This is a genomic window from Neisseria zalophi (assembly GCF_008807015.1).
Lineage (GTDB): Bacteria > Pseudomonadota > Gammaproteobacteria > Burkholderiales > Neisseriaceae > Neisseria > Neisseria zalophi.
In genome coordinates, this window is sequence record NZ_CP031700.1 from 171,662 (window position 1) to 183,196 (window position 11,535).

The 11,535-nt window shown below is 45.2% G+C and carries 11 protein-coding genes and 2 tRNA genes; 7 read left to right on the forward strand and 6 right to left on the reverse strand.

The genetic code is table 11. The annotated features are described in order from the left end of the window. Positions 1 to 77: 77 nt before the first annotated feature. Genes ftsL through mraZ form a run of 3 tightly spaced genes read right to left on the reverse strand, consistent with a single transcriptional unit; the run spans position 78 to position 1,803 of the window. Positions 78 to 338 (reverse strand): cell division protein FtsL, encoded by a 261-nt coding sequence (ftsL, locus tag D0T92_RS00690; protein ID WP_151049273.1) that lies wholly within the window; start codon positions 336 to 338, stop codon positions 78 to 80. Positions 339 to 388: 50 nt separating this feature from the next. Further along, positions 389 to 1,351: a 16S rRNA (cytosine(1402)-N(4))-methyltransferase RsmH gene (gene rsmH / locus D0T92_RS00695; protein ID WP_151049275.1), complete on the reverse strand. Its 963-nt coding sequence runs from the start codon at positions 1,349 to 1,351 to the stop codon at positions 389 to 391. Continuing rightward, positions 1,348 to 1,803 (reverse strand): division/cell wall cluster transcriptional repressor MraZ, encoded by a 456-nt coding sequence (mraZ, locus tag D0T92_RS00700; protein WP_151052924.1) that lies wholly within the window; start codon positions 1,801 to 1,803, stop codon positions 1,348 to 1,350. The genes rsmH and mraZ overlap by 4 nt, the downstream gene beginning before the upstream one ends. A gap of 320 nt (positions 1,804 to 2,123) precedes the next feature. On the opposite strand from mraZ, the gene D0T92_RS00705 reads away from it, so the two are divergent. The 3 genes from D0T92_RS00705 (at position 2,124) to D0T92_RS00715 (ending at position 3,635) form a co-directional block, all read left to right on the forward strand. After that, positions 2,124 to 3,272 carry a class I SAM-dependent methyltransferase gene (locus D0T92_RS00705; RefSeq protein ID WP_151049277.1) on the forward strand — a complete coding sequence of 383 codons (1,149 nt, stop codon included), beginning with the start codon at positions 2,124 to 2,126 and terminating at the stop codon, positions 3,270 to 3,272. 204 nt (positions 3,273 to 3,476) lie between these two features. Further along, a tRNA-Met gene (locus D0T92_RS00710) sits at positions 3,477 to 3,553 on the forward strand. Positions 3,554 to 3,559: 6 nt separating this feature from the next. Continuing rightward, positions 3,560 to 3,635 (forward strand) — tRNA-Ala (locus D0T92_RS00715). A gap of 117 nt (positions 3,636 to 3,752) precedes the next feature. On the opposite strand, the gene ftsY is transcribed toward D0T92_RS00715, so the two are convergent. After that, positions 3,753 to 5,102 carry a signal recognition particle-docking protein FtsY gene (gene ftsY, locus D0T92_RS00720; RefSeq protein ID WP_151049279.1) on the reverse strand — a complete coding sequence of 450 codons (1,350 nt, stop codon included), beginning with the start codon at positions 5,100 to 5,102 and terminating at the stop codon, positions 3,753 to 3,755. 192 nt (positions 5,103 to 5,294) lie between these two features. Here ftsY and D0T92_RS00725 point away from each other — a divergent pair, with 192 nt between their 5' ends. Further along, complete coding sequence (locus D0T92_RS00725; RefSeq protein WP_151049281.1) at positions 5,295 to 5,741, forward strand: PH domain-containing protein; 447 nt, start codon at positions 5,295 to 5,297, stop codon at positions 5,739 to 5,741. 109 nt (positions 5,742 to 5,850) lie between these two features. Next, positions 5,851 to 7,176, forward strand: coding sequence for a M16 family metallopeptidase (locus D0T92_RS00730; protein ID WP_404821655.1), 1,326 nt, complete (start codon positions 5,851 to 5,853; stop codon positions 7,174 to 7,176). An 88-nt stretch (positions 7,177 to 7,264) separates the two neighbouring features. Here the strand turns inward: D0T92_RS00730 and asd are convergent, their stop codons facing one another. Continuing rightward, positions 7,265 to 8,380: an aspartate-semialdehyde dehydrogenase gene (gene asd, locus D0T92_RS00735; RefSeq protein WP_151049285.1), complete on the reverse strand. Its 1,116-nt coding sequence runs from the start codon at positions 8,378 to 8,380 to the stop codon at positions 7,265 to 7,267. 165 nt (positions 8,381 to 8,545) lie between these two features. Here asd and D0T92_RS00740 point away from each other — a divergent pair, with 165 nt between their 5' ends. Both D0T92_RS00740 and D0T92_RS00745 read left to right on the forward strand, forming a co-directional pair. Next, positions 8,546 to 9,133 (forward strand): RDD family protein, encoded by a 588-nt coding sequence (locus D0T92_RS00740; protein ID WP_151049287.1) that lies wholly within the window; start codon positions 8,546 to 8,548, stop codon positions 9,131 to 9,133. Positions 9,134 to 9,385: 252 nt separating this feature from the next. Then, positions 9,386 to 9,991: an RDD family protein gene (locus D0T92_RS00745; RefSeq protein WP_151049289.1), complete on the forward strand. Its 606-nt coding sequence runs from the start codon at positions 9,386 to 9,388 to the stop codon at positions 9,989 to 9,991. Between the two features lie 75 nt (positions 9,992 to 10,066). Here D0T92_RS00745 and D0T92_RS00750 read toward each other — a convergent pair whose 3' ends face one another. Then, positions 10,067 to 11,533: a surface lipoprotein assembly modifier gene (locus tag D0T92_RS00750; protein WP_151049291.1), complete on the reverse strand. Its 1,467-nt coding sequence runs from the start codon at positions 11,531 to 11,533 to the stop codon at positions 10,067 to 10,069. Positions 11,534 to 11,535 lie beyond the last annotated feature (2 nt).

Below are 11,535 nucleotides of genomic sequence, written 5' to 3' on the forward strand. Positions count from 1 at the left end.
CAACTTCTCGTTTTTATTTTATATTTATCCGGCGTTTACGAAAGGTAGAACCCATCGTGCCATTCCATTTCATTATGTTATTGTGTTTCAATCATGCGCGTATCCGAAGCGCCCGGCGGATGTAATTGCTGCCGCTCCGCCGCTTGTCTAATCAGTTTGTGATTCGACAACTTGGCCTGCTCGAGCTTCAAACGTGCATAATCGTGCTCAAGTTGGATTTCCTGCTTTTCAGCCTTATCCAGTGAAATATAGTATTGGCGCGACTGGTCTTGCACGGTCACAACCGCCAAACCCGACAACAATGCCAATACCAACAAAAGAACATTCAATTTATTCATATTTTTTTCAGACGGCCCGTCAGACTGCATTTATGCTTTCAGACGGCCTGTTATGCTTCAACTTCAAAACGGCCTTGGGTACGTTCGGCCACCCGCAACACTGCAGAACGTGCGCGCGGATTGGCAGCGGTTTCTTCGGCACTCGGCTTCACGGCTTTGCCTATCTGCTTTAAAGGCGGCTGCGGTAAATCGGCTTCTTTCACCACCGCCCAACGGGGCAATGGCGGATGCTGCGAATGCTGCTTGATAAACTGTTTAACAATGCGGTCTTCCAAAGAATGGAAAGCAATAACCGCTAATCTGCCACCCGCTTTCAGACGGCCTGTTACCTGCGGCAATACGGCCTTTACTTCTTCAAGCTCACGGTTGATGAAAATCCGAACGGCTTGGAACGTCCGGGTTGCGGGGTCTTGTCCGCGCTCACGAGTACGGACGTTTTGCGCCACGAGCTGCGCCAGCTTGCGGGTTGTATCGATGGGTGCCGTTTCGCGTTGCGAAACAATGGCGCGCGCAATCTGGCGACTAAACCGCTCTTCACCATAATTTTTTATTACCTCGTGTAATTGCTGTTCGTCTGCCGTGGCAATCCATTCCGCCGCCGACACCCCGCGGGTCGTATCCATACGCATATCCAACGGCGCATCAAAACGGAAACTAAACCCCCGCTCTGCCTCATCTATCTGCGGTGAGGAAATACCCAAATCAAACAATGCACCGTCGATTTCACCGATACCCAGTTCGTTTAAGGCCGTCTGAAAAGATGCAAAGCCGTCGTGTACAACCTGCACACGCTTGTCTTGTGCCGCCAATTCATTGGCTACCGCAATGGCCTGCGGATCTTTATCAAACACCACCAAGCGGCCTTGAACGCCCAACTTCGACAAAATCAAGCGGGAGTGCCCTCCCCTGCCGAACGTACCGTCTACATAAATGCCGTCGGTACGGATATTTAATGTATCTACAGCCTCATGCAGCAATACGGTGATATGTTTCAAAGGTTCGGCCGTACTCACAATTGCAAATCCGTCTGGCTCAATTGGAACGACAATTCCTCTTCATCAATATCCAACGCTTGATTCATCTCGGCTTCCCAATGTTCGCGACCCCATAATTCCAAACGATTGGCGCGCCCTACCAGCGTTACTTCCTTATCGAAATCGACACGGCGGCGCAGGTTGGCAGGCAGCAAAACACGCCCTGCCGTATCCAGTTCCAAAGTATCCGCATTGTGCAACAGCAAATTTTGATAGCGCTGCAACGTGGGATTACCCGCAACTTTCAATGCTAACAATTGGTTAGCCACCCTACCCCACTCCGATTCGGGATAAATCAACAAACGATGGCGCGAATCCAATGTTGCCACGACTGCCGGCGTATAATTGCGCAGCAACAGCTCGCGGAACTTGGCAGGAATCGCCAACCGCCCTTTGCTGTCTATGCTCAATTCATGAACGCCGCCAAACACTTTATCGCACTCCGTTATCAAATTCGGGCAATAGCGACACTTTGACACACATTACCCCACATGCCTACACTATAAGAAATTTCATAGCGTCGGTCAAATCGCTCTTTTCTAAAAAATAAGCGTCCCGACAACCACTTAACCCCTAAAAAATCAGGCATACGCCCTACTTTGGCATATGCCTTGATGCATAAAACACCATATATAGTATCTTGGTAAAAAACAAACCACTATATCTAGTAAAAATAATACCTACAGTAGCATTTTTTAATCCACGTTATAATATGCCTACGCACATATAACATTTACATTATCTAACAATTATGACAGCCCAACTCCCTACCCCCTCCGCAACAGCATTAGCTTCTTCCGAAGCCTTACAAAACCTGATTCGCGAAGCCATCCGCCACAACGGCAACTTCATTCCGTTTTCCCGTTTTATGGAACTGGCACTATATGCCCCCCGATACGGCTACTACACCGGCGGATCTCATAAAATCGGCGCCGCCGGCGACTTTATTACCGCCCCCACGCTTACCCCCTTATTCGCCCAAACCCTTGCCCGACAAATCGCACCGCTGCTATCGCAAACCGACGGCAATGTATATGAATTCGGCGCAGGCACGGGCGAACTGGCCGCAGGCTTGCTACAAAGCCTTTCAGACGGCCTTAAACACTACTACATCATTGAAGTATCAGAAGAATTAGCCGAACGGCAATATCAACATATTCTGGAAAGAGCACCCGATGCTGCCGACAAAGTGATTCACCTCGCCGAACTACCCGAACACTTCGACGGCATCATTATCGGCAACGAAGTATTAGATGCGATGCCCTGCGAAATCATCCGGCATGAACAACACCAACTCCTGCAAACCGGCGTTTCCTTAGAAGGCGAATCCTTTATTCAAAGCACCCGCCCGCTCACAGACCACACGCTATTACAAGCCGCCGCCGAATATTTCCCACCCGACGAACCCTACACCAGCGAACTACACCCCGCCCAACATGCCTTTATCCGCACATTGGCCGAGAAACTGCTTCGCGGCGGCATGATTTTTATCGACTACGGCTTTGATGCCGCCCAGTATTACCATCCGCAACGCAAAATGGGCACCTTTATCGGGCACTACCGCCACCACACCGTACACGACCCGTTTTTCCATATCGGGCTGACCGACCTGACCGCCCATGTCAATTTCACCGATATCGCTCAAGCAGGTACCGATACCGGATTAGATTTAATCGGCTATACCACACAGGCACATTTTTTATTAAACCTAGGCATTACCGGCTTATTGGCGCAAACCGCCGACCCCGAATCTGCCGATTACATCCGCGAAGCCGCCGCCATACACAAACTGCTCGGCCAACATGAAATGGGCGAACTGTTTAAAGTAATTGCATTCGGCCGCGATATCGATATCGACTGGCAAGGCTTTATATCAGGCGATATCTGCCATAAACTTTAAACCCACCATAGGCCGTCTGAATAAAAACCAACAATCAACTTTCAGACGGCCTATCGCAATACATAAAAAATCAACATTCAAACAACACACAAAAGCTCAAGATTTTAGAAAAATTTTTCTATAAAAATCAAATAAAAACAAACATCAGCCTATAAATTGGTTGCCCCGTTTCAAAAAAACCGTATAATCACGTTTTCACGAAACGGCGAATTAGCTCAGTCGGTTAGAGCAGAGGAATCATAATCCTTGTGTCCGGGGTTCGAGTCCCTGATTCGCCACCAAATTTCGGGGGTATAGCTCAGTTGGTAGAGCGCTTGCATGGCATGCAAGAGGTCAGCGGTTCGATCCCGCTTACCTCCACCAGAAGTAAAAATCCCGGTTTATACCGGGTATTTTTATATCTGCCACTAGGAAAATAAATAGCATCAAAAGGCCGTCTGAAAGTTTTTTCAGACGGCCTTTTTGCTGATTTTATTCTTATCACTCAAACAAAGCATCCACAAAAGCACGGGCATCAAACGGGCGCAAGTCGTCGATACTTTCACCCACCCCGATATAGCGGACGGGAATCGGCCGGTTTGAGGCCAGCGCTGCAAGAATACCGCCTTTTGCCGTGCCGTCCAGCTTGGTCACAATCAAACCGGTTACGCCCAAAGCATCATCAAACGCCACGACCTGATTCACTGCGTTTTGGCCGATATTGGCATCCAACACCACCATAATTTCATGCGGGGCATCGGGGATGGATTTTTGCAAAACACGCTTCACTTTTTTAATTTCTTCCATCAAGTGAAGTTGTGTCGGCAAACGGCCTGCCGTATCGGCTAAAACAATATCGATATGGCGGGCTTTGGCTGCCTCTACCGCATCGAAGCACACAGCGGCGGAATCGCCGGTGGTTTGTGAAATCACGGTCACACCGTTACGTGCGCCCCACTCTTGCAATTGTTCGCGGGCAGCGGCTCTAAAGGTATCGCCCGCCGCCAGTAAAACGGATTTTCCCTGCGATTGAAAATATTTGGCCAATTTGCCGATAGAAGTGGTTTTGCCCGCACCGTTGATACCGGCCAACATAATCACAAAAGGCTGATCGCTTTCGGGGATAGGCAAAGGCTCCTGCAAGGGTTTGATTAAATCGTAAATGGCATCTTTTAATGCACCACGCAGCTCGTTGCCGTCTTTCAAACCTCTCAGGCTCACCCGTTTGCGCACATCGTTCATCAAATATTCAGTGGCTTCGATACCCATATCGCTGGTAATCAGCACGGTTTCGAGCTCTTCGTATAAATCTTCATCGATTTTACCGCCGCCGAACACGCCGGCCAGTGATTTGGCCATCTGGTTACGCGATTTGGACAAACCTTGCTTCAAGCGTGCCGCCCAACTGAGTTTTTCTTCCGCCTGCGGTGGTTCCGGTACCGCAGGCACGGCGGGATCCACCGGATCGGCTACCGTAGCAATACTGTCGCCGGTTTTTAATGCCTCTGCCACATCATTACTATTTAACACAGCGGCTTCTTCGGTTGGTACCGCATGACTTTCTTCGGCTGTTGTCGGTGCATGGGTTGCCGTTTCATCGGTTTGTTCCGATACATCTTCATGATCGGTCATAACATCGGATACCAATTGGCTGACGATATTATCTTCAATATGTTCGTCTACTGCCTGCTGTTGTGCTTCGGTTAACGGCTCCACATCCGAAACGTTTACATTGATCTCAACCGAAGGGGTTTCAGGTTCGGCGACGGTTTCCGTTGTCGGGGTTTGCACCGGCTCGGAAGCAGTTTCAACGGTTTCTTGTTTTTTCTTACGTTTAAAAAAACTGAACATGGCGTTCCCTTATTAAATAAAGTGGTTTTTATAAGCTAATTGTAACGTATTTTTAGAGAATGCCAATCCGTAAACCGTATGGTAAATCGCAACACAACCCGCTTTGATACTTCGCCCGCCCCCAAGCCGTTTCTTTCATCTTAATTTTTGATGATAAAATCATTTATTCAAAATCAATCATAAGGGTAAAAAATGGCTTTTGGCTTAGGTAAATTGGTTCAGGGTATGCTCGGCAATATGAGCGAAATTTCCTTAGAAGAATTGGAACAACAGTTTGGCCGTTATCTCTTTGAAGGTGAAAAAATCTCTATCGGCTACAAACTGATTCGCGATTTAATTGTTTTTACCGACCAACGTATTTTATTTATTGACAAACAAGGGGCAACAGGCAAAAAGCAAAGCTTTAAATCCATCTATCTGATGAATATTGTCGATGTGGAAATGGAAACGGCGGGTATGGGCTTGGATGACAGCGAATTAACCATCACCTGCCTGCAAAGCGTGTATCGGAAAGCTTATAACGAACAATTAACCAGCTATACGTTTGAGTTTCCCAAGTCTACCGACATTGTGCCGCTTTATACCATGCTGGGCACTTTGGTGTTACAAAACAGGCAGGATATCAATAACCAACATTAAATACCGGTTGTTTTTTGTCGATATATCAAAGGGCCGTCTGAAAAATATTCAGACGGCCTTGTTTAATCAGACGGCAAAAGCTATTATCACTTTAATGTTTTTAAAGGGAATGCTTATGTTACGCCGAATGATTTTATTGTTTTTGCTCTCTACTTCACCCGCATGGGCGCAAACATTATCCAAAACACTGCCCAACGGATTAAAAGTTATCGTTAAAGAAGACAACCGTGCCCCCGTTGCCGTATCACAAATTTGGTATCGGGTCGGCAGTATAGACGAAAAAGAAGGCAAAACCGGCTTGAGTCATGCGTTGGAACACATGATGTTTAAGGGCACACCGAGCGTACCGTCTGGCGAATTCAGCCGCCGTGTATCGGCATTGGGCGGGCGAAACAATGCCTATACCACACGCAACGAAACGGTATTCTTTGAAAATATAGCGGCAGGCAACCTCCCCGAAGTATTGGCGATGGAAGCCGACCGCATGAAAAATTTAAACTTCAGCGATAAGGATTTCGATAATGAAATGAACGTTATCCGCGAAGAGCGCCGCCTACGCACTGAAGATAGCCCCTACGGCAAACTATGGGAACATATTTTTCTCAACAGCTACCAAACCCCCGCTCTACGCGCACCCGTTATCGGCTATATGAATGATCTCAATATCTTAAAAGCCAACGATTTGCGCCAATGGTATCAGAAGTGGTATGCTCCCAATAACGCCACACTGGTGATTGTTGGTGATGTCGATGCCAAGCAAACACTCAATACGGTCACCAAGCTATTCGCTCCTATCCCCTCGAAAACCCTGCCGGCACGCAATCGGTTTAACAACGAGAAGATGGCCACCAAACCCGTTCGTGCACAAACTTTTTCCGCCGTTACCCGCCAACCGGTCTTCGCCTTGTCTTACCGCGTTCCCAAGCTGAGAAACATTGGCGATAAAATGCCTTATGCCTTGGATGTTTTATCCGATATTCTCAGCGGCAACTCATCCAGTCGGCTGGATAAAAATCTAGTTCGGGGCAAACAAGTGGCTTTAAATGTCGGCACCAATTATGATTTATTCAACCGGGAAATGCCTTTGTTCACCATTGTCGGCATGCCGGGTGCGGGTACGGACGTCGATACCCTCGTCCGCCTTATGCGCAATGAAATTGACGATATCGCCCAAAACGGTATTACACAGGAAGAATTAGACCGAATCCGTAAATTGAGTGCCGCTTCGGAAATTTATGCCAACGACTCCATCACTGCCCAAGCCTCCCTTATGGGCAAATTGGAAACACGCGGCTTCAAATATAGCGATGAAGCAGAACTACGCCGCCGCCTGCAACAAGTAACCATTGCAGAAGTGCAGGCCGCTGCAAAATTGCTGACGCCGGAACGTTCAAGTTTGGTTGTGGTACAACCCCAATCGGCACAAGTACGTTAAAAAGCCTTGATATAAAATATCTGGCTGAATATATACAATAAGCCGTCTGAAAAATTTCAGACGGCTTATTTTTATATCAATATTTAGATTAGTCTAAATTACCTAAAATAATCCGCAACATACGGCGCAGCGGTTCGGCAGCACCCCATAAAAGCTGGTCGCCTACGGTGAATGCGCTGATATATTCGCCACCCATACCCAATTTACGGATACGGCCTACCGGCACGCTTAAGGTTCCGGTAACGGCGGCAGGGGTTAAATCGTTAATACTGGCTTCTTTCTGATTCGGAATCACTTTCACCCAGTCGTTGGCACCGGCCAATAATGATTCGATTTCCTCAACCGGCAAATCTTTTTTCAATTTCAAGGTAATCGCTTGGCTATGGCAGCGCATAGAGCCTACCCGTACACATAAGCCGTCGATAACAATGGGATTCTCACCACCTAAAATCTTATTGGTTTCAACGCCGCCCTTCCATTCCTCTTTAGATTGGCCGTTACCTAAATCGGCATCAATCCAAGGAATCAAACTGCCCGCTAAAGGCACACCGAAGTTGGCTTTCGGATAGCTGCTGCTACGCAAGAAATCGGATACTTTACGGTCGATATCCAAAATAGCACCGGCCGGATCAGCCAATTCTTTTTCTACCTGATGGTGGATAGCGCCCATGCCTTCCAGCAATTCGCGCATATTTTTGGCGCCCGCACCGGATGCGGCCTGATAAGTCATACTGGTTGCCCACTCGACTAATCCGTTTTGGAACAAACCGCCCAGAGCCATAAGCATCAACGATACAGTACAATTGCCGCCGATATAGTTTTTAACACCTTTTTCCAATGCCGCATCAATCACATTGCGGTTAACCGGATCCAACACAATCACCGCTTCATCATCCATACGCAAAGAAGATGCCGCATCAATCCAATAACCCTGCCAACCGCTGTCCCGCAACGGTTTGAAGATGGTTTTGGTGTAGTCGCCGCCTTGGCAGGTCACAATCACATCCATCTCTGCCAACTGGCTAATATCGTTAGCATCTTTTAAAATTTTAGCTTTCTGACCAAAATCAGGGGCACTTCCGCCAACATTTGATGTCGTAAAAAATACTGCTTCGGCAATATGGGCAAAATCATTTTCTTCTCGCATACGTTGCATCAATACAGAGCCGACCATACCACGCCAGCCGACAAATCCTACTTTCATTGTGTGCTCCTCAAAGGAAATATGTTTACAAATATGATAACAATCACAAAAGTAGCGTTTTAACGCCGGCATAAATAAAAGTAAAGTTTTTTTTGATATTTGCTAAGTAAAAGCCGCCGATATCGGCATTTAACAATCAATCTATATAAAAAAGGAGTATTAAAAATGAATGAGATTCATACAAATAATGCTACATTGCCGCCGCTTGAAACAGAGGTTGTTGTCGACCCTGCCACACCGGGTAGTCGTATAGCTGCTTATCTTATCAATGTTGTTTTTACCCTCATTGCCTATATTCCGCTTATGGTGATGATATCCTCTTCCTTTAATGACTTACCGGCTCATAGAGCAGATCTGTCCAATATAGGAGAAGCTTTTAGCTGGACATGGCTTATCGGCTTCTTAATTCTGTTGGTTTATGCCCTGTTGCAAATTCGAATCATGAGCCGTGATGGTCAGTCTTTCGGCAAAAAAATTATGAAAATCCGTTTATTAACAACGGATGGTACCAACCCCGGATTCCGTGGCGCCGTATTGATGCGTGAAATTGTTTTTAATATTGCCCTAACCGCCGCCGCATCATTAATAGGCAGAATGTTAGGAACAGGATCAACAGCTGGTGATATTGCCAATCTGGTATCACTGCTTGTTTGGCTCATCTGTTTTATTATGCTGTTCAATCGTTCGAAAAACCGCAGAACGCTACAAGATTATTTCGCGAAAACAGTAGTGGTTAAACTACCGGGTAAATAATATTTGATTTAAAAACCACAATATAAGGCCGTCTGAAAACTTTTTTCAGACGGCCTTATATTGATTTAACTAAATATTCTTACCCAGCACTACAACAGAAGCAGCTGCCAATATATTCAAAACAACTAAACTATTCCTTTATAAGGTAAAATATAACCTTAATTATTCTTAGTTTAAATAACAGTCTGCTTCATAAAAAGCTAATTTTATCATAATAAATAATATTTTATATTTAAAAGGTTTATATTAAAAATGAATGAAATCTATACAAATAATGCAATATCACAATCGTTTGAAACAGAGGTTGTTGTCGAACCGGCATCAGCAGGTAGCCGTATCGCTGCTTATTGTTTAAACATTCTCTTCACATTTATTGCCTTTCTGCCACTCATCATCACTATAGGCTATTCCTTGGAAGATTTTTTAGGCAGCACAAAAGTGACTGTATATGATCAAAGCTCATTCAATCAAATGGCGGTTGTTGGACTAGTCATCCTACTTGCCTATGCTATTCTCCAAGTCATCATGATGAGTAAAAGCGGGCAGTCTTTGGGTAAAAAAGTAATGAAAATCCGTGTATTGAAAACAGATGGTACCAACCCTGGATTTGGTGGTACGGTATTAATACGCGAGATTGGCTTCAATTTTATTCTTTCCCTTGGTTGTACTCTAATCAGTAAGATATTGGTATTAGCCATAGGGGGCGATGATGAATTAACAGAAGGTATTTCCAGCTTACTTTCAATGATTGTATGGCTGGTATGCTTCATTATGATGTTTAACCGCTCGAAAGACCGTAGAACATTACAAGATTATTTAGCCAATACAGTAGTCGTTAAATTACCTAATAACCGATAATTTCGATTGAAATACTGTAACGTAATAAGGCCGTCTGAAAGCTTTTTTTCAGACGGCTTTATTACATTGCATTGATTAAAAAGTTTTTTCCAAGGTAATAAACCATTGCTTGTTTTGCCGTGAATAGAAAGCAGGAATATTACTTTTTACTTTTAAATACTGAAAATTAAGCTTAGGGGTAATGCCGTATAAATGTACACTGCGGTGCCATATCGCAAAATTAGCCTGATACTCTTTATCGCGCCGGACAATACCAAAATATTGGTTCGGCGCATCAAAATTCCGATGCGTATAACGAAGGTTCACACGAGTACTTAAACCGTTTTGCCACTCTTTCAGCACACCAGTACGCAAGCCTTTACGTTTTGATGATTCCTGGCTTTCTGCTGCTCGTTCTCGACCATAATCAGCACCACTATAAATCATTAATCCGGCTTGGGGCAGCCAAGCGGCTGTTACGGAAAGGTTATTCAAGTGCCCATTATAGCGTTCTGAAAGATAACTTTTGGCATAACGCCTTTGAAGATGGGTAAACGCCCCAACCACCTGCCAGTTATCATTCAACCAACGCCCATGTTGTGTGCTGATACCAAAATTTCGACTGTATGCCTCCCCACCCAAACGGTGATAGCCAATAAAAGGGGTCACCGATGTCCATTGTTGGATATTCTGATTTTTATATCCGGTACCTAAATGGACGCTTTGCTCACTATAATCTTTATTATCCCAATACTGCACACCATCAAATGAAGCTTCTGTTGTTAAATAATGATTACCTGCAATATTCCAATCGCGTTCAGCAGAAAAGTTGTATCTCAGACCATTGGCTTTTTTTGGTAGAGAATCTTCATTACGCTCCAACCTCCCCAATGATGTATCCACATGGCGTATCGAAGAAGCATTATTTACATTATCATTGCGTTCATATTGCACACCGGCATTCACAACCCAACCTTGTTGTTTTTGAATACGCATTAAATAAACATCAGCCATCATTCTGGCTTCCTGCGTAATATCATCCGCCTTGACGCGCTCAAACTGATCTTTAGATGCCTGATATTGCTTGTTTTCATACAACATACCGGCCAAGTCCAAGCGCACATAACTCAAATCCGGATCTTTCGCAATAATCCGCCGATATGCCGCAATAGCCTCTCCATGTTTTTTCTGAGAACGCAGCAATGCACCATTGGCATAGTCATAAAGTATTTCATCATATTGAGACAAGCTACGATAAAGTGGAAGTAAATCGGCCAAAAGCGCCCAATTCTGACTACGTAACGATTGCTCAATTAATTGGGCAGTCAATTCCGGATTTTGGCGTAAATCATGTTCTCCGATTTCTACTGTATTATCTTTTTGAGACGGAACATTAACTGACTCAGCTACTTCTGTTTTTCGAGTTTCAGGTTTAGCTATGGCTTTGTCTGCATTCTCAAAACGAGGAATATCCGACGGAGGTAAAACACCTTGAGTCGTGGGCCCAGCAGCAGTAACAAACGCTGCTGCACTAGATATTATGACAAAAAAATATTTTTGCATGG